The following is a 17,409-nucleotide window of genomic DNA, read 5'->3' as shown; positions in this document are numbered from 1 at the left end:
TTTACGCATCCTCCTACCGGATGCTGATACGATAGTTACCAATAAAGATTTTAGCCCGAATTGTTTTCGATAAAACGCATTATCTAACCGCTCAACTCCTTTAACGCTTGGCTGGCGCAGCAAATTCCCTCGGTATCTACCTGGTTTTATGCAAAATTCGTGTAGCAGGCAACCCGGATTTTTACACTTGTTCGCACGGCTACTCGGCATCTCACCGCCGCTTGTCGAACAAAAAGGACCTTTCACCGATTACGAAGACACAATAAAATTCTTACCGGCAATTATTACGCTCAGAATAAACAGAGGGATTTATAAATTGTGTTTTATCAATAAAATGTTTTTTCTGAAATCGCGGCCGCTAGCTTGCTGGTCCCCAGACCGGCTACTGCCGCCAAGCCCCACCGGCCAGCACTTGAAAAACCTACCTGGTGCCCCGGCAACCCCCCTTTTATTCATCACTTAAATTATTACCATAGTGCAAAAATCACAACTAGCTTATGTCATCGAAAACGACCGAATCACTGCGGTCGTCACCGAGTTGATTCTGCGCAAGAACCTGCGGCGGGGCGAGGTGCAGAACTACGTCAACGGCCAGTTGGCCTTCGACCAACTCATGGGGGCCCTACAGTCGGGTACCACCCTGCCCGACCTCATTCTGCTGGACCTGGACATGCCGGTGATGGACGGCTGGGAATTCCTGGATGCCATCGGCCACTTGCCCATCGCCAAGCAGGTGTGCGTGTTCGTGCTGACCTCTTCCATCCACCCCGACGACGTGGCACGGGCCAAGGACTACCGGCAAGTGAAGGGCTTTTTCTCGAAGCCCTTGAACAACGAGAGCGTGGTGTGGATGCAGCACTTTTTGCAGCTGGCCGGCGCGAGCGGCCGGGCGCGGCGGCTAGGCACGGGCCGTGCCTCCGCGCCACCGTCCGGCCCGACCCAAGCCTGTCAAACTGCCTGATTTTTTATTCCTCAATTTTTTCCTTTGCTGCTTCACTTGCTCTTGCAACTACCCGCGCCGGGACTCGCTGGCGGTCCGCTACGCCCCTACTGCCTGGCGCTGGAAAACGACTTGGTGGGGGCCACGCTCTTTTTCAGCATGTTCGCTCTGTTGGGCGGGGCCCTGTTTTTTTCCTGGAGCGGGGCAACGTGCCCCGGCGCGGGCACGCCCCCCTGACGCTGGCGGGCATCATCTGCTTCGTGGCCGGCGTAAACTACTACCACATGCAGGGGATGTACCTCAACACCGGCTTGGGCCCCACGCACTTCCGCTACGCGGACTGGCTGTTCACGGTACCGCTCATGTGCACCCAGTTTTACCTGCTGCGGCGGCCCGCTGGGCCCCGGCCGAACTCGCTGTAGCGCTTGGTCATCGGCGGGGTGTGGATGATTGCTTTCGGATACTTCGGCGAAACTTCTAGCGTGTACTGGTCCATCGTCTGGGGCGGCGTCTCGACGCTGGGCTACTTGGCCATCGTGTACGAAATCTGGTTCGGGCCGCTGGCCCGGGTGGCGGCCGCCTCCGCCGACGAAGAAGTGGTGCGGTCCTTTGCTTACTTGGGCTACTTCGTGCTGATTGGCTGGGCCATCTACCCGCTGGGCTACATGACGCTGCCCTTTAAGGTATTTGAGGCCCAGCACCTGAACCGCAACCTGGTGTACCACTTCGGCGACGTCGTGAATAAACTCGGCTTCGGGCTGGCCATTTACACGATGGCCCGCCGCGCCGCCCGCCTCCAAAAACAGCACCGGCGGCAGCTGGGCACCGCGCTTTAAGCTCTTGACCTGCCGCCATGCTCACTGCCCCGCAAAACGTTCTTTTTGACCCTGTGACGGGCGACCTCCTGCCCGCCCAGCGCGACGTCTACCGATACGGCCGCTTGGCCCCGGCCGCGGCGGATGCCGTGGAAACTTACCTCCGCAGCAGCCCGATCCAGGCCGACGTGGTGCTCGGCCGCTACCGGGCCCTGGCTGCGGAGGCCTACGGCCAGGGCCCGCCGCTGGCCGCGCTGGGTGCAGCAACAGCTAACGTTTCAATCCAACGCCGCCAAAACGGGTCCGCTGCGCCGGCCCGTGGTGCGGGTGGCGCTGGGGATATTTTTGGCCCTGAGGCTGGCCAGCGCCGTGCAATGGGCCCGCAACGAGCCGCTGGTACCGGTGCGGGTGGCAGCGGCCGTGGCGCGGGTGGCTGCCGCCGCCGCTACCACCACCCAGCGTCTGGCACAACGGTTCGCCGCGCCCGCGGCGGCGGAAGCACTGGCCTCGGCCTCGATGCCCGCTGGGTAGCGGCTGGTTCGCAGCCCTGGCGGCCGGAATGGTGCCTCTGGTACTGGCCGGGCACTTGGCCTTATGGGGCAGTTACGCCGCCCAGCGCGAGCCCCGGCGCTGGCGCACCGACGCGGTGGAAGTGGCCCTGCTCACCGGTTTGTTTGCGGGCCTGCCCCCGCTGCTGGCGTTGGGGGTGTATTTTGTGTTCTGGCACAGCTTGCAGCACGCGCTGCGCCTCACCCGCTTGCTGGGCTACGCGGCCCCGGCGCAGTGGGCCGGGCCAGGAGCGGCGCTGGGTCGGGAGCTGGCCTTTTTCATCCGGCGGGCCCTTCCCCTGCTGCTAGTGAGCTTGGCGGGGCTGGCGGCCCTGCTGGGGCCCCGGCTGGCCAGCGGCGGCGCATGGCTGGGGCCCGCCCTGGTAGTCACGGCCGCCGTCACACTGCCACACGCCCTGCTAGTGAGCCTGGTGATGGACGCGCCCAAGTGGCAGGCCAAGCGCCGCGCCGCACCCGTTGCTTGAGCAGCCAGGGCGGCCTGTACGGCTCTACCAACCCTGCTTTTGTGAAAATCCTGCCGCCGCAACCGCCCCTTCGTTGCCCCCGCTGCCCGCCCATCTGCTTCGACCGCAACGAGTTTGCCGGCGCGTTTAGCGAGTTGGGCACCGATTTGCCGTTGCTCATTGGCCACGTTGCTGCGCGGCATCGGCTCGGCATCAGCCGCGTCGATTTGCTGGTGGCTTTGCTCGTGGGCCTGCTCTGCGCCGGCCTGCCCTACGGCTACCCGGTGGGCCTGGTAGCAGGCACCGCCGTGTACTACGCCATGCAGCGCCGCTGGACAGGGCTGGGGAATAAGCCAGCCGCTACTCGCCGCCGCCCGCTGGGGGCCCGTCGTTGCTCTTGCGCAGCGGCAGCTCAGGAATTAACAGGGTCATAGCAAACCCGCCCACAACCAGGAAAATATTGAATAAGTAGACCCGCCCGATAGCCTTGGAGAAGGCGGCGCGCGCCACGGGGTTGGGCATAGCCGCAGCGGTGGCGGCCCGCCTGGGGCCCTCGGCCGCCACCGGCGGGCGGGAACCGGGCCCCGGGGCCGGCAGCTCGTGGGCCAGCGTGAAGCTGAGCACCGCGCCCAACGCCGAGGCGGCCAGGGCGCCACCAATCTGCCGAAAGAATTGGCTGGCCGACGTGGCTTGGCCCATGAGCTGGGGGGCGGTGGCATTCTGTACGGCCAGGGTGTACAACGGCATAGTGGGCCCCAGGCCCAGTCCACACACCCCTAAGTAAATGAGCACTTTGTGGTACTGCACGGTGGGCGGCATGGTAGCCAGCAGCAACAAGCCCCCTAGCAGCAGCATGAGCCCCCCCAGCATCCAATACTTGTAGTGGCCGAAGCGCGACACCATCTGGCCCGCCAGCAGCGAGCCCGTCACCACGCCCAACGACAGTGGAATGAGGCTAACGCCCGCCCGCGTGGCCGACTCGCCCAGCACGTTCACCATGAACAAGGGCTCGAAAATGATGACGCCCAGGAACGCCCCGCCCATCAGGAACAGTGCCGCGTTAGCCGTACGGAACACCTTGTTTTCGAACAAGCTGAAGTTGAGGATGGGGTTTTCGTGGCGCAGGCTGCGCACCACGAACAGCGCCAGCGCTGCCAGTCCCCCGCCCAGCAGGCCCAGCGTGAGCGGGGCCGTCCAGCCGTACTGCGCCCGATTGAGCTGCAAGGCCACCACCAGGGGCCCCAGCCCCGCCACCAGCAACACAGCCGACACAAAATCGAACGGTTTGGGGGTGGTGCGCGGCCGCAGCGGCGGCATCTGGTTGATGATGAACCACAACGCCACCAAGCCCAAAGGCAAATTCACGTAGAACACCAGCCGCCAGCCCGCCACCCCCGGAATCAGGTCGGTGCCCCGGTCCGTCAAAAAGCCGCCCAGCAGGGGCCCCAGCACCGACGACGTGCCGAACACGGCCCCCGTAAAGCCCTGGTAACGCCCCCGCTCAGCGGGCGGAAACAGGTCGGCGATGATGATGAAGGCCATGGCAAACAGCCCCGCACCGCCCAGCCCCTGCACGGCCCGGAACACAATGAGCTGCGTCATGCCGTCGCCCAGCAGCGGCAGCGTACCAAACTCGCCTGCCAGCCCGCAGAGACCCGAACCCAGCAGGAACACGCTGACGGCCACCACTTCAATGGCGCGGCGCGAGTACATGTCGGCCAGCTTACCATAGATGGGCACGAGCGCCGTGCTGGCCACCAGGTAGGCCGTGGCCACCCACGTGAAGCGGTCGAGCCCGTGCAAATCGGCCACGATGCGCGGCAGGGCCGTGGAAACAATGGTCTGGTCGAGGGCCCCCAGAAACATGGCCAGCAGGATGCCGCCGAAGGTGAGCATCTTCTGGCGCTGGGATAAGGTATCGGTCAAAACGAACGGGGGATTAAGCGAAGGGACGCCTATGTACTTGACGGGGCCCCCAACGGTTGCCGCAGCTGGCGGGCCGGAAACCCCGGCGTTCGGGCAAACGGAATATTTTTAGAATATTTTCAAGAAAACCGCCACTTTATTAACCACCATTGTAGGGCGATAATCAATCAAAAAACCTACTTTTAAGGGTTAAAACGGTTATAATAACTTGAATAATTCTTTATACACTTATTTTATGGATATTGTCCAATTCTTAGCACGTGGCCGGCGGGTCCTGCTGGCGTTGGCGCTACTGCTACCGGTTTTTTCGGCTGCGGCCCAGGTTGCTGACACGACCCAGCAGATGGGCGGCATTAAGGAAGTTGAACTAACCGAAGTGGAAGTGGCCCCGCAAGCCGTCGACACCAAGGGCTGGCTGCTGTTGAACCAGGACGTGCAGCAGGAGCTGAACGGGGCCGTGCACAACCTCTACAACTTCAAATTTGACCGGGCCGACCGGCAGTTTCGGTCGCTGCGCCGCCGCTACCCCGAGCACCCCATGGCCTACTTCCTGATGGGCCTGAGCACGTGGTGGAAAATATTGCCCACCAACATGGACACTAAGCAGTACGACCGCATCTTTTTCGCCTACATGGACACGGCCACCACCAAGGCCAAAAAGATGTACGACGCCGACAAGCAGAACTACGAAGCCTGCTTTTTCCTCTCCGCCGCCTACGCCTTCGATGCTCGCCTGCACGCCGAGCGCCACGACTGGCGCAAGGCCACGGTGAGCAGCAAACGCTCGCTCGAGTACCTCGACAAAAGCAAGGGCGCTAACGACTTGAGCCCGGAGTTCCTCTTCGGCCAGGGCTTGTTCAATTACTACGCCGTGTGGATTGCCGACGAGTACCCGTGGCTGCGGCCAGTGCTCTTTTTCTTCCCGAAAGGCAACCGCGATGTCGGCATTACGCAGCTGCGCACCGTGGGCAAAACCGGTTTTTACACGGCCATTGAAGCCCGGTTCTTCCTCATGCGCATCTTGGGCAGCGAGCGGGAGCACGAGGAAACGGCGGCCCTGAACGTGGCCCGCCAGCTGGTGGCCGAGTTTCCCGACAACAGCTACTTCGAGCGCAACTACGCCATGCTTTGCTTCCGCGAGGGCGACTGGGCAGGCTGCGAGCAGGCCAGCAAGTCCATCCTGCGCAAGCTCAACGAAGGCATGCCCGGCTACGAGGGCTATTCGGGCCGCTACGCCACCTACTTCCTGGGCTTTTTGATGCAGTACCGCTACCACAAGCTCGACGTAGCCCGCGACTACTACCAGCGCTGCATCGTGTTTTCCGAAACCCTGGCCAACACCAGCGGCGGCTACTACCAAGGCGCGGCCTTCAACCTGGGCAAGCTGGCCGAAGACGACGCCGACCTGCGCGGCACCAAGCGCTACTACCAAATGGTAGTGACCGGCGGCGACCGCACGGCGCCGTCGTACAAAGAAGCCACCACTTGGCTAAAAGGGCATAAGTAAGTTCGACATATACTCGTAACCCCTGGTCATCCTGAACGCAGTGAAGGACCGGGGGACAGCAGAACGGCGTGCAGCAACCATTTACTGCACGCCGTTCTGCTGTCCCCCGGTCCTTCACTGCGTTCAGGATGACGCTGTTTTAGCTTTTCCCCTCCCGCATTTTCACATCTAAAAAATTAAATCCTCACCCGGCTGGCCACGGCCGACACGCACAGGCCCATCACGGCGATGAGGGCCAGCGACACGCGCAGGCTGGTGGCCCCGGCGATGAGGCCGATGACTGGGGGCCCCAGCAAAAATCCTACGAACCCGATGGTGGACACCGCCGCCAGGGCCATGCCGGCCGACATGGTAGTGGAGCGCCCCGCCGCGCTGTACACCAACGGCACCACCGACGACGTGCCGAAGCCCACCAATAAAAAGCCCAGCAGCGCCACCGGCAAAATGGGAAACGCCACCGCCAGCGCCAGCCCCGTGGCCGTGAGCAGCCCGCTGCCCTGAATCACGCGCCGGGCCCCCAGGCGGGCCGCCAGCCCGTCGGCCCCGAAGCGGCCCAGCGCCATGGTGCTCATGAAGGCCGTGTAGCCCGCGCCCACCCAGTTGCGGTCCACTTGCAGCACCTTTTTGAAGTACACGCCGCTCCAATCGAACATGGCCCCTTCGCAGATAAGGGCGCAGAATGCAATGGCCCCCAAGCCCAGCAGGTGGCTATCGGGCCGCACGAAGGCCGGCCGGTTGAGGTCCACGCCGCTGTCGTGGCGCACCACATTGCTGGCACTTACCGCCAGGCCGGCGGCAATGAGCAGCGCGATGAGCAGAAAGTGATAACCCGGCGGCACCCGGGCCCCAATCATCACCGTGCCGATGGCCGCGCCAGCAAAGCCTGCCAGGCTCCACAGCCCGTGAAACGAGGCCATGATGGGGTTGGTGTACAGCCGCTCTACGTTGACAGCCTGGGTATTAACCGAGATATTAGTCAGGTTGCTGCCGACCCCGAACACCATCAGCAGCGGTACCAACTGGTAAAGGTTGGCCGCCCAGCCCAGCGCCACCAGGGCCCCGGCGTAGAGCAGCACCCCCACCAGCACCACCTGCCGGCTACCGCGCTTGGCCACCAACCACCCCGCCAGCGGCAGCGACAGCAGCTGCCCCGCCGGAATGGCAAACAGCACCAGCCCCAGCTGCCCATCGCTGACGCCCATGCGCTGCTGGATGCTGGGAATGCGCGAGGCCCAAGTGGCAAAGCACAGCCCCAGCAAAAAGAACAGGGCCCCCACCGCCGCCCGGTGCTTTTTGCGCAAGCCCGCCGCTGCCAAAACCGAAGAATCCAAGGCCATCATACGCTGTGCACCGCTGGTACCTGGGAGCCCAAGTACGTTAAAAACCAATCTCCTTTAACCCCAAACGGTGACCAGGGTTATGCTTCCGCGAAGCGCAAACCATTGTTTTTTGAGCCCACGCGCTTGCTGCGCGCCACTCGTTTGGGCGCCCGGCGGTTCAAAATAAGCCCATAACCGCGGCTTGTGCCCCCGGCGGCGGCCACCGCCAATTGACTTGCCGAGGCTTGAGGCCCCGCGCTCGCGCAACGCCTACTAATGGCATGGGGCCCCAGCGGGGGCATTTCAGTCGCCGTCTTCCAACCCAAATAATTGCTCGACGGGCTTGCCAAATACGCGGGCTAACTTCAGGGCCAACGCCGTGGAGGGCACGTACTTGCCGGCTTCCATGGCGTTAATGGTTTGGCGGCTCACGCCGATGCGGCGGGCCAGCTCGTCTTGCGTGAGGCGCAGCACGGCGCGCTCCACGCGTAGGTTATTCGTCATGCGCCACCGCTTGGGCCCCGCGCCGCAGCGCCAAATGAAACCGCACCATGAACAGTAGGAGCGGCGCAAAAAGCGCGTACAGCATCACACTGAGAAACTGCGCCCCGCTCACCAGCACGAAGGCCAGCGCCAGTAGCGCGTAGTAGGCGTATGGGGCCCACAGCAACGAATCGAGCCGGATTTGGCCGATGTACTCGTCCTCGTGCCGCTCGCGCGAGCACGCCGCCAATAGACCCCCACCGATGAGTAGCACGGCGTACAAATCGTGGTTGCTGCGCACTTGCCGGCCGCCGACTAACTCCGGCAAATCACCATTGCCGATGGGCGAGGGCAGCCACGCCAGCAGGTGCGGCAGGTGCAGTACGTTGTACATAGCCAGCAGGCCCAGCGCCAGGGCCCCGGCGGCCAGCACCCAGCCCACCCCCTTGAAGCGGTGCGGAAACAAAAATCGCGTCGGCATAACGAGTTAATGAGAGTGAGATAAGTACGATGCAAACGTAATACATAATTTACCTTTTGTAAAGTATACTTTACAAAAGGTAAACTTTATTTTCCTGTTAGTCCATTGTATTTCGATAATACACCCAACCTTTCAAAGGCTACGCCGCTCCATTTTGAGTTTTAACAATGAACAAACCCGTGGCATTATGTGCCACGGGTTTCCAATCAACGGCCCGGTGGCCAACAAAAAGCCCCGCAATTGCGGGGCTTTTTGTTGGCCACCGGGCCGTTGATTGGAAAGTGTTTTAGCTCTTCTTATTAGCCGTGTAGCGGGTACGCTGGTCTTGCACCACCACGCCTAGTTCCTTGGCCATGTTATTGTAACGGGAGATGTCCAGGAGCTTGAGGCGCGCCAGCAGCATCTCGGCTTCGTCGAACTTATTCATCCACAAGTTGGCTTCGGCGTCGTTGTAGAGGGTGGCAGCCGTTACTTTTTCGTCGATGCGGGCCTTTTTATCCTTCGGGTTCGATTCGGCCAACGCCTTGTCCCACAGCGCCACGGCTTCGCCGATTTGCTTTTGGGCATCGGCGGCGCGGGTGGGGTCGGCTAGCAGCTTGTAGCCCATCAGGGCTTTCATGTAGGCCTGGGGGTACTCGTCGTAGTTAATTTTCTTGTCCGACACCACCGTAATGGCGGTGTTGCGCGTTATGGGGCGCTGGCCGAACTTGCTGTCGAGGTACTCGGCCACGAGCTTCATGTTGGTCTTCATGATGTTCTCGTCCAGCTGGCGCAAAAAGGCCATCTGGTTTTTGCGCCAGTAATTATTTAGCTCTTCGTCGCCCAAGAAGGTTTCGGTGTTCACTACAGTGTAGGCAGTGGTGGCCTCAATCAACTCGTCCGACAGCACCGTGCCGTCCTTAGCGGTCACCTTCACGGAAACCGGCGACTTGTACGATACTTCGTAGCCGTGCTTGGTGCCGGGGCCCGTAGCGGAGGCGCTCACCTTCAGGCTTCCCTGGGTAGCCACGGGTGTCACGGGGCCCTGCGTGTAGCCGTCCAAGCTCACCAGCACCCGCAGGTCGCCGTCGGCGCCTTGGGCACGTTGCAACCCGCTCAGATTAACGTAGGTGCTGGCCAGCGTTTTGGCGTCGTACACCTGCGCCGCATAGTCGGCCATCGGAATCACGGCCTCGCCGGGTTTGTGCTGGTCGAGCAGCAGCCGGTTGAGGGCTTTTTCCTTGAGCGACTGAGCCTTATACTCCTGCTTGTCTTTTTCCGCCTTCGATTTGGCGTCCGCCACGGCGGTTTCGTGGTCGGCTTTCTGTTGCTTCACCGCGTCGGTGTAGCGCAGCGCTACTTCGGGCGAGTAGCTGTGCGTACCGGCAGGCAGGGGCACCAGCGGCAAGCGCACGTAATCAAACGTGATTTTCTGAGCGTCGATGCTCTGTCCGTGGGCGGTGGCGGACAAGAGCACGGCGGCGCCTAATAAGGTAAGGGGTGAACGCATAAAATTGAAAAGCTGGAAAAGTGATAAATGAGAAAAGGAAAATAATAAAATCAACAATCGTCCAGGCAAGGTACTGATAAAGTGATTTATGGAAAATTATTAATATAAATATTTTTTGATTATGAACCCTTGAATTCGGATTCACAAATAGTTAAAATCTCATTGTAATCCTAACCGTCCCGCAGCGCAACCCCATTTCACCCACGCCGCAAAGCCTGCTGAATTGTGCGTCCTTTGCAGCCTTCCGTTTCCCTTTCGCCTCTATGCCTGCTATTTCTTTAGAACTCCGCACCGTGCACGTGACGCGCTACGTGACGCCGCTGCGCGAGGGCGGCTCGCTGCCCGCGCTGGTGGAGGCCGACGACGGCTTTTTGTACGTGCTGAAGTTCCGGGGCGCGGGGCAGGGCCTGAAGGCGCTGGTGGCCGAACTGATTGTGGGCGAGCTGGCCCGGGCCTTGGGCCTGCGGATGCCCGAGCTGGTATTCTGCGAGCTCGACGAGGCCTTCGGCCGCACCGAGCCCGACGAGGAAATCCAGGACCTGCTGCGGGCCAGCACCGGCCGCAACCTGGCCCTGCACTTCCTGTCCGGCGCCAGCACCTACGACCCGCTGCTGGCCCCCGTGGGGCCCCAGCTGGCCTCGCTGGTGGTCTGGCTCGACTGCCTGACGCTGAACGTGGACCGCACCGTGCGCAACACCAACTTGCTGCTCTGGCACCAGGAGTTGTGGCTGATTGACCACGGCGCGGCCCTCTACATCCACCACACCAGCCCCGACTGGGCCGAGCGCCCCGGCGGCCAGCGCCTGTTTCCCCAGATAAAAACCCACGTGCTGCTGCCCCAGGCCACCGCGCTGGCCGCCGCCGATGCCGAGGGCCACGCCCGCCTCACCCCCGAGGTCATCCGGGCCGTGGTGGCCCTGGTGCCCGACGAGTGGCTGACGGACGACGCCCCGCCCGAAGCCCAGCGCGCCGGCTACGTGCGCTTCCTCGAAAGCCGCCTGGCGGCCTCCCCCACCTTTGTTCAGGAAGCCGACGATGCCCGCCAAGGACTTATTTGAGTACGCCGTGCTGCGCGTGGTGCCGCGCGTCGAGCGCGAGGAATTCCTCAACGTGGGCGTCGTCGTGTACTGCCGGGCCCAGGGCTTCCTGCAAGCCCGGTTTGCGCTGCCCGAGGCCCGCCTGCGCGCCTTTTCGGCCGAGCTGGACCTGGACGAGCTGGCGGCGCGCCTGTACGCCTTTGAGCGCATTTGCCAGGGGCGCGCCACTGGGGGGCCCATTGGCCAACTCGCTATTGCCGAGCGGTTTCGCTGGCTCACCGCCACCCGCAGCACCGTGGTGCAAACCTCGCCCGTGCACCCCGGCCTGTGCACCAATGCCGCCGAAACCCTGGCCCACCTGCACGCCCAGCTGGTAGAATAGTGCGGGGGATTTTATTTAAGAAGTTTCATAAACCAAATACAACTGACAACATATATTAGCGGCTACATATCAATCAGCCCTTTGTATGAAGAACCTGCTACTCGCCGCGGCGTTGCTCCTCGGGCTGTTACCGGCCCATGCCCAAACCAGCCCGGCCCTGGGGCCCCCAGCCGCGGCGGTAGCCGGCGCCACCCACGCCGACAGCCTGGCCGTGCTGCACCGGGTGTTTCACCAGGGCCGCGTTGGCGGTCGCGTCGGCACCTTTTTACTCGCGGGCGCTACCACCTTAAGCGTTGTTAGCGTAGCAAACCGACCAATCGACCAAAGCAATTTTCGCACTGGGGTTCAATCCGTTGTTATTGCCGACTACGCTGGCCTGATGGTGTTTGATATTGTGCGGTGGGCGCGCTTCAGCCAGCGCCGCGAGGCGTTGGCGGTACAACAGTTTGAAGAAGGCCAACCGCTGCTGGCGTATGTGCAGCGGGAATTCAAGCGGATTTTTGCCCGCGAGATGGCCCGGCAACACCGTTTTTAGGGCCCCGGGGACCCCAAAGCTTACGCTTACACAAAACCAGTCCAGGGCCCTAGCCGCCGATGGTGGCCATGCTCTCGAAGTTGAGCTGGTGCAGCGGGCGCTGGCTTTCTGCCTCGAAGCCGTTGGCGGCGCGGTAGCGAAAGGCGTTGGCCAGGGCCCCCACCACGTCGGCATCGGTGGCACCGCCGCGCAGCAGGGCCCGCACGTCGAGCACGCCTTGGTCGTAGAGGCAGGTTTTGATGCCGCCTTCGGCCGTGAGGCGCAGGCGGTTGCAGGTGCCGCAGAAGGTGCGCGAATACGCCGCGATGATGCCCACCGTGCCCCGGTGCCCGGCAATGCGGTACTCCGAGGCCGTAGCGCCGGCGCCGGTGGCCACCGGCGCGAGGGCCCCGAAGTGGTTTTCCAAGTGCTGGCGGATGCGGCCGTGGTGCCAGGGCAGGGAGGCCGGCGTAGCCACGTGGCTGCCGCCGTTGAAGGGCATTTCCTCGATGAAGCGCACGTCCACGGGCAGGTCGCGGCTGAGTTCGGCCAGCGGCACGAGGTCCTCGATGTTGCGGCCGTTCATCACCACGGCGTTGATTTTCACCTGGATACCGGCCTCCAGCAGGGCATGGAAGGTTTCCATCACCCGCGGCAGCTCGTCGCGCCGCGTGATTTGGAAGAACCGCTCGCGGTCGAGCGTGTCCAAGCTCAGGTTCACGGCTTTAACGCCCATGCGGGCCAGGGCCGGCACGTGGGGCGCGGTAAGCACGCCGTTGGTGGTCAGGCTGAGGTCATCGATGCCGGGCAAGGCGGCCAGACGCTCCATGAAGGGCACTAGGTCGCGCCGCACGAAGGGCTCGCCGCCGGTAAGGCGCACCTTGCGCACCCCCAGGCCGGATAGCAGGCTCACCAGGCGCAGCATTTCTTCGTAGCTAAGCAATTCGTTCTTAGGCATGTACTGAATGCCTTGCTCGGGCATGCAGTAGAAGCAGCGCAGGTTGCAGCGGTCCGTCACGGCCAAGCGCACGTACTCCAGCGGCCGGCCGTGCTGGTCGATAAGAGTAGCGACCGGCGTGGCGGTAGCCGGCAAAAGCGCAGAAGTCAGCATATTCAGTCCCGGATTTGCCCGGTCGTACGTAAAGCGGGCGGGTTCAGCTAAACCTCTAATCGGCGGCCGGTGTTCAGGGGCGCAACACCAATGGCCCCGGCGGGCGTTTCCGCCCGGGTAAATTTACCGAAAATTATGGCCCTGAAAATCGCTTTATTCGGCATCACCCGCGACATCGTGGGCCAGCCCACGCTGGAGTTGCCCACCCCCGCCCCCGTCACCGTGGGGGCCCTACTCGACCACATGCGGGCCCACTACCCCGCCTTAGGGCAGCTGCGCAGCTGCGCCGTGGCCGTGAACAACGAGTACGCCCCCGCCGACCAGGCCCTGGGGCCCAACGACGAAATTGCGCTGATTCCGCCCGTTGCCGGCGGGTAGTTTTTCAATGTAAAGGGGCTTTTCTGTCATCCTGAACGCAGTGAAGGACCTTTTAAGGACGGTACAGTATACAAGTAAACCAACAATGACTACGTACCGTGCATCGGCAAGAAGATCCTTCACTGCGTTCAGGATGATAGAAAAGCCCCCTTGTCACCGCTCCTTAATTCCCGCTTCCTTAAATGACGCCTCACCTTTCCATCACTGACCAACCCATTGACGTGGCCGCGGCGCTGGCCGCCGTGCAAACCGACGCCGCGGGGGCCGTCAATTCCTTCATCGGCACGGTGCGCAACCAGAGCGGGGGCCGCCGCGTGCGCCGCCTGCACTACGAGTCGTACGACAGCATGGCCCTCACGCAGTTGGGCCACGTGGTGGCCCAAGCCTACAAAAAGTGGCCGATGCTGCAAGAAGTAGCCGTGGTGCACCGCAAAGGCACCCTCGCCCTCGGCGACGTGGCCGTGGTGGTAGCTGTGGCCACGCCCCACCGCGCCGAAAGCTTCGCCGCCTGCCAGTTTATCATCGACACGCTTAAGCAGGTTGTAACCATCTGGAAGCGCGAGGAATACGAGGACGGCACCGAGTGGGTAGCGGCGCACCCGTAGGAGCCGTATTATCTTAAATTTAAGGCCAAAGAAAACAGAACGGTCATGCTAAGCTATCCAGCGAGGGACTGTCATGCTGACGAAGGAAGCATCTTATCAGGATAGAGCAGGTCGTTCAGCGGTGAGAAGCTGCTTCCTTCGTCAGCATGACAGTCCCTAGCCGGATAGCTTTTTAGTACAACTGTCCTTACTACTACTGCCCTTTTTCAACCACCTTGCAGCGCCGTTTCCACTTCGGCGCGCTCCTCGGGGGTGTTCACGTTGCGCAGTTCCTCGGGTACGGGCGGGGCCAGCACGGCGGTATCGGAGTTGATGAGGGCCTTGCGCGGGCACGAGTAGCCGAGGCTGAGGAAGCGCAGCAGCTCGCCGTAAGCCCTTGGTTCCCAGATGGTAATGAGTGGCTCGGGGAAGTCGTTCCAGGGGCTTTGCAGGGCGGTGGCGAAGCGGGCGGGCTGGCGGTGGCTCACCAAAAAATCCAGCGTGGTGCGGGTGAGCAGCGGCAGGTCGCAGGCCAGCACCAGCCACGCGGCGTTGGGGTCGGCGCGAAACGCGGAGAGCACCCCGCCCAGGGGCCCCAGGCCGGCAAACGTGTCGGGCAGCGGCACGAGGCCGGCGGGCAGCTCGTTGGCCTGGTCGGGGCGGACGGATACGCGCACGTCGGCGCAAAACTCGTGGAGCAGCGCGGCGGTGTACTGGCGCTGGTCGGCGCCGCCGTGGTAGCGCAGGGCCCCTTTGTCGGTGCGCATCCGCTCGCTGCGGCCACCGGCCAGCACCAGGCCGCGCAGCACGGGCACGGCCGCGGCGTACCATTGTTGGATGAACGCGGCAATGCCGGCCGCATCGGCCAGGGGCAGCACGGGCGGCAGTGGGGCCCCGGCCAGGTGCGCCAACAGCACCGGCGGCAGCTCGGTTTGGCCCTCGGCCAGCAGCACGAGGCGCACGTCGGTGAGGCGGTCGAGCTTCTTGTCCAGCGGCTTGCGCGGGTCAACGATGACAACTTGCTGGCGGGCACGGAAGTGGTTGCCGTTTACGAGCACTATGCTTTCGTGGGCCAGCAGCTCGGGCTGCGAGAACTTGTCCAAGGCCCGCGCAGTGTTGAGTTGGCGGTAGGTAATTTTATCGACCAGCTCAGCCGAGAGGCCGTTTTCGCCCACGGCTGGCACCAGCTTGGCGGGCGCGGGGGCCCCCAGGGCGGCGTCGCCGGCGGCGTGGTCGGCATCGACGTAGGCCATGCGCAGGGCCGGAGCCAGGTGGGGCAGCAACCGCGCCACCAGCGCCTGGATGGCGCCGCACGGGGCACCCAGAATGGCCAGCTCGTGGCGGCCAAATTCGCCCACGTCGGGCCGGGCCAGGGCGGCGTGCTTGGCGCGTTTCGGGGCGCTATCGGGGTGGTTTTCCATAAGGATTACGCTTTTTCGGGCCGCAGGAAGTCGCGCTTGCCGCCGGTTTTTTCAATTAGCTGCACGCCCGTGATGGTGATGTCGTGCGAGAAGGCCTTGCACATGTCGTAAATAGTGAGGGCAGCCACGCTGGCGCCGGTCAGGGCTTCCATTTCGACGCCGGTGCGGCCTGTGACGACGGCCGTGCATACCACGCGCAGGGCGTCGGGGCCGTCGGGCTCGATGGTAATTTGGCAGTCGTCCAGGCCCAGGGGGTGGCACAGTGGGATAAGGTCGGCCGTTTTTTTGGCCCCCATGATGCCCGCCAGGATGGCCGTGTGAATAACCGGGCCTTTGTGGCTGGGCAGCTCGCCGGCCCGCACGCGGCCCAGCAGCTCGGGGCCCAGCACCACGCGGCAGTGGGCGCGGGCCAGGCGGCGGGTGGGCGCTTTCGCACCCACATCGACCATCGTGGGCTGGTTGGCGGCGTTGACGTGGGTGAATTTGTCGGACAGCATGATTAGTTGGCAGTTGTTGGTTGTCAGTTGTCAGGGGCCCGGGGCGGCGGCGGGCCGGTGAGACCGTATACGTTCCGCCAGTCGCTTCAGCAGTTGGTGGCCGCAAAGGTGCGACTGGGCCACCTTTGGGAGCCGAACACTTCCTGCGTGCCAGTCGCCTGACAACTGACAACTGACAACAAATAACTGACAACCAGCCATGATTTCCACCGCCGAAGCCTACGCCCGCGTGCTGGCCACCGCCCACCCGCTGCCGCCCGAAACCCTGCCCCTGGCCGCCGCCGCCGGCCGCATCCTGGCCGAAGAACTGGCCGCCGACCGCGACTTCCCGCCCTTCGACCGGGTGGCGATGGACGGCATTGCCGTGGCTTACGCCGCCTGGGCCGGCGGCCAAACGGTGTTTCCGGTGGCGCACGCGCAGTTTGCCGGGGCCCCCGCCCGGCCGCTGCCCGGCCCGGGCGTGGCCGTGGAGGTGATGACCGGCGCCGTGCTGCCCCCCGGGGCCGATGCGGTGGTGCGCTACGAAGATATTACCCTTGACAACCAGCAGGCGACCATCAACATTGCGCCGCCTGCCCGGCCCGGCGCGAACATCCACGCCCAAGCCACCGACCGCCGCCGCGGCGACCTGCTGCTGCCCGCCGGCACCCGCCTCACGCCCGCCGCCCTGGCCGTGGCCGCCACCGTGGGGGCCCCCGAGGTGCGCGTGACGCGCCTGGCCCGGGTAGCGGTGGTGAGCACCGGCGACGAGCTGGTGGACGTGGCCGCCACGCCCCTGCCCCACCAAATCCGGCGCTCCAATGCCTATGCCGTGCAGGCCCTGCTGGCCCCCGCCGGGGCCGACGTGCACCTGTTTCACCTGCCCGACGACCTGCCCACGCTGCGCCAGGGCCTCACGAACATCCTCGCCGCCGGCTTCGACGCCGTGGTGCTGAGCGGGGCCGTGAGCAAGGGCCGCGCCGACCACCTGCCCGCACTGCTGCGCGCGCTGGGCGTGGAAGAAATTTTCCACGAAGTGAACCAGCGCCCCGGCAAGCCCATGTGGTTTGGGGCCTGGGCCGATGGGGGCCCCGTGGTATTCGGCCTGCCCGGCAACCCGGTGTCGACGCTGCTGACGGCGGCCCGCTACGTGCGGCCCTGGTTGCTGGCCCGCCAGCAGCCGGCGGCCGGGGCCCCGGGCCCCACGCCGGCCGTGCTCACGGCCCCCGTGCAGTTCCGCCCCGCGCTGGCGCACCTGCTGCCGGTGGCCATTGCTGTGGATGCGCTGGGGGTGCGCCGCGCCACGCCCGTGGCCGTGGGCGGCTCTGGCGACCTGGCCGGCCTGCTCGGAGCCGACGCGTTTCTGGAGCTACCGGCGGAGCTGACGGACTTTGCCCCCGGCACCGTGTGGCCGGCCTGGCCGCTGTCGTAGCGATAGGAAGCTGAGCCAAGGAAACCACGCGGGCTCCACGGGGCAGGCCCCCTCTCCAGCGGAGAGGGGTGCCAGTACCTGAACGTTAAAAGCTGAACAAGC

The 17,409-nt window shown here is 63.7% G+C and carries 20 protein-coding genes and 1 pseudogene; 13 read left to right on the top strand and 8 right to left on the bottom strand.

The annotated features are described in order from the left end of the window. Positions 1 to 475 precede the first annotated feature (475 nt). The 6 genes and pseudogenes from AXW84_RS00570 to AXW84_RS25415 all read left to right on the top strand — a co-directional run bounded on the left by AXW84_RS00570 (position 476) and on the right by AXW84_RS25415 (position 3,201). Entirely contained in the window at positions 476 to 961 is a 486-nt protein-coding gene (locus AXW84_RS00570; RefSeq protein ID WP_068227288.1) for a response regulator, read from the top strand. Positions 962 to 985: 24 nt separating this feature from the next. After that, entirely contained in the window at positions 986 to 1,177 is a 192-nt protein-coding gene (locus tag AXW84_RS25335; RefSeq protein ID WP_068227286.1) for a hypothetical protein, read from the top strand. Continuing rightward, positions 1,150 to 1,776 (top strand): annotated as a pseudogene (locus AXW84_RS26345) (bacteriorhodopsin). Before AXW84_RS25335 ends, AXW84_RS26345 begins: the two are co-directional and overlap by 28 nt. A gap of 237 nt (positions 1,777 to 2,013) precedes the next feature. Then, complete coding sequence (locus AXW84_RS00550) at positions 2,014 to 2,286, top strand: hypothetical protein (protein ID WP_068227280.1); 273 nt, start codon at positions 2,014 to 2,016, stop codon at positions 2,284 to 2,286. Positions 2,287 to 2,314: 28 nt separating this feature from the next. Beyond that, positions 2,315 to 2,788: a Brp/Blh family beta-carotene 15,15'-dioxygenase gene (locus AXW84_RS00545; RefSeq protein ID WP_068227278.1), complete on the top strand. Its 474-nt coding sequence runs from the start codon at positions 2,315 to 2,317 to the stop codon at positions 2,786 to 2,788. Between the two features lie 41 nt (positions 2,789 to 2,829). Next, on the top strand, positions 2,830 to 3,201 hold the full coding sequence (locus AXW84_RS25415; protein ID WP_204248409.1) for a hypothetical protein: 372 nt from the start codon (positions 2,830 to 2,832) through the stop codon (positions 3,199 to 3,201). On the opposite strand, the gene AXW84_RS00540 is transcribed toward AXW84_RS25415, so the two are convergent. Further along, positions 3,128 to 4,693 carry an MDR family MFS transporter gene (locus tag AXW84_RS00540; RefSeq protein WP_236943209.1) on the bottom strand — a complete coding sequence of 522 codons (1,566 nt, stop codon included), beginning with the start codon at positions 4,691 to 4,693 and terminating at the stop codon, positions 3,128 to 3,130. The two genes, AXW84_RS25415 and AXW84_RS00540, sit on opposite strands and share 74 nt — an antisense overlap. Before the next feature lie 235 nt (positions 4,694 to 4,928). Here AXW84_RS00540 and AXW84_RS00535 point away from each other — a divergent pair, with 235 nt between their 5' ends. Beyond that, positions 4,929 to 6,200, top strand: a complete 1,272-nt coding sequence (locus AXW84_RS00535; protein WP_068227272.1) for a tol-pal system protein YbgF — start codon at positions 4,929 to 4,931, stop codon at positions 6,198 to 6,200. A gap of 176 nt (positions 6,201 to 6,376) precedes the next feature. Here the strand turns inward: AXW84_RS00535 and AXW84_RS00530 are convergent, their stop codons facing one another. The 4 genes from AXW84_RS00530 to AXW84_RS00515 form a co-directional block, all read right to left on the bottom strand. Further along, entirely contained in the window at positions 6,377 to 7,531 is a 1,155-nt protein-coding gene (locus AXW84_RS00530) for an MFS transporter (protein WP_236943208.1), read from the bottom strand. A gap of 291 nt (positions 7,532 to 7,822) precedes the next feature. Continuing rightward, entirely contained in the window at positions 7,823 to 8,023 is a 201-nt protein-coding gene (locus AXW84_RS00525) for a helix-turn-helix transcriptional regulator (RefSeq protein WP_068227270.1), read from the bottom strand. Next, entirely contained in the window at positions 8,013 to 8,483 is a 471-nt protein-coding gene (locus AXW84_RS00520; protein ID WP_157886723.1) for a hypothetical protein, read from the bottom strand. Before AXW84_RS00520 ends, AXW84_RS00525 begins: the two co-directional genes overlap by 11 nt. Positions 8,484 to 8,769: 286 nt before the next feature. Further along, entirely contained in the window at positions 8,770 to 9,972 is a 1,203-nt protein-coding gene (locus tag AXW84_RS00515; protein ID WP_157886722.1) for a hypothetical protein, read from the bottom strand. A gap of 263 nt (positions 9,973 to 10,235) precedes the next feature. Here AXW84_RS00515 and AXW84_RS00510 point away from each other — a divergent pair, with 263 nt between their 5' ends. The 3 genes from AXW84_RS00510 to AXW84_RS00500 all read left to right on the top strand — a co-directional run bounded on the left by AXW84_RS00510 (position 10,236) and on the right by AXW84_RS00500 (position 11,926). Beyond that, complete coding sequence (locus AXW84_RS00510) at positions 10,236 to 11,030, top strand: HipA family kinase (RefSeq protein WP_068227263.1); 795 nt, start codon at positions 10,236 to 10,238, stop codon at positions 11,028 to 11,030. Continuing rightward, a complete protein-coding gene (locus AXW84_RS00505) occupies positions 11,008 to 11,391 on the top strand; it encodes a DUF3037 domain-containing protein (RefSeq protein WP_068227261.1) in 384 nt (127 codons plus the stop codon). The genes AXW84_RS00510 and AXW84_RS00505 overlap by 23 nt, the downstream gene beginning before the upstream one ends. Before the next feature lie 85 nt (positions 11,392 to 11,476). Beyond that, the gene (locus AXW84_RS00500) at positions 11,477 to 11,926 is read left to right on the top strand and encodes a hypothetical protein (protein WP_068227260.1); all 450 of its coding nucleotides are present in this window, start codon (positions 11,477 to 11,479) and stop codon (positions 11,924 to 11,926) included. Positions 11,927 to 11,975: 49 nt separating this feature from the next. Here the strand turns inward: AXW84_RS00500 and moaA are convergent, their stop codons facing one another. Further along, positions 11,976 to 13,016, bottom strand: a complete 1,041-nt coding sequence (moaA, locus tag AXW84_RS00495; RefSeq protein ID WP_068227258.1) for a GTP 3',8-cyclase MoaA — start codon at positions 13,014 to 13,016, stop codon at positions 11,976 to 11,978. Between the two features lie 135 nt (positions 13,017 to 13,151). Here moaA and AXW84_RS00490 point away from each other — a divergent pair, with 135 nt between their 5' ends. Both AXW84_RS00490 and AXW84_RS00485 read left to right on the top strand, forming a co-directional pair. Then, positions 13,152 to 13,394: a MoaD/ThiS family protein gene (locus AXW84_RS00490; protein ID WP_068227256.1), complete on the top strand. Its 243-nt coding sequence runs from the start codon at positions 13,152 to 13,154 to the stop codon at positions 13,392 to 13,394. A 182-nt stretch (positions 13,395 to 13,576) separates the two neighbouring features. Beyond that, positions 13,577 to 13,999 (top strand): molybdenum cofactor biosynthesis protein MoaE, encoded by a 423-nt coding sequence (locus tag AXW84_RS00485; protein ID WP_068227255.1) that lies wholly within the window; start codon positions 13,577 to 13,579, stop codon positions 13,997 to 13,999. A 206-nt stretch (positions 14,000 to 14,205) separates the two neighbouring features. Here AXW84_RS00485 and AXW84_RS23800 read toward each other — a convergent pair whose 3' ends face one another. Together AXW84_RS23800 and moaC are read right to left on the bottom strand one after the other, a co-directional pair. After that, on the bottom strand, positions 14,206 to 15,399 hold the full coding sequence (locus AXW84_RS23800; protein ID WP_204248408.1) for an NTP transferase domain-containing protein: 1,194 nt from the start codon (positions 15,397 to 15,399) through the stop codon (positions 14,206 to 14,208). A gap of 5 nt (positions 15,400 to 15,404) precedes the next feature. Continuing rightward, positions 15,405 to 15,896 (bottom strand): cyclic pyranopterin monophosphate synthase MoaC, encoded by a 492-nt coding sequence (moaC, locus tag AXW84_RS00475; RefSeq protein ID WP_068227252.1) that lies wholly within the window; start codon positions 15,894 to 15,896, stop codon positions 15,405 to 15,407. A gap of 199 nt (positions 15,897 to 16,095) precedes the next feature. Between moaC and AXW84_RS00470 the strand changes: the two genes are divergently transcribed. Further along, positions 16,096 to 17,307 (top strand): molybdopterin molybdotransferase MoeA, encoded by a 1,212-nt coding sequence (locus tag AXW84_RS00470; protein WP_068227251.1) that lies wholly within the window; start codon positions 16,096 to 16,098, stop codon positions 17,305 to 17,307. The last annotated feature ends 102 nt before the right edge of the window (positions 17,308 to 17,409 follow it).

The sequence above is a fragment of the Hymenobacter sp. PAMC 26628 genome (genome assembly GCF_001562275.1).
Lineage (GTDB): Bacteria > Bacteroidota > Bacteroidia > Cytophagales > Hymenobacteraceae > Hymenobacter.
This window is presented reverse-complemented; position numbering and strand designations above follow the sequence as displayed.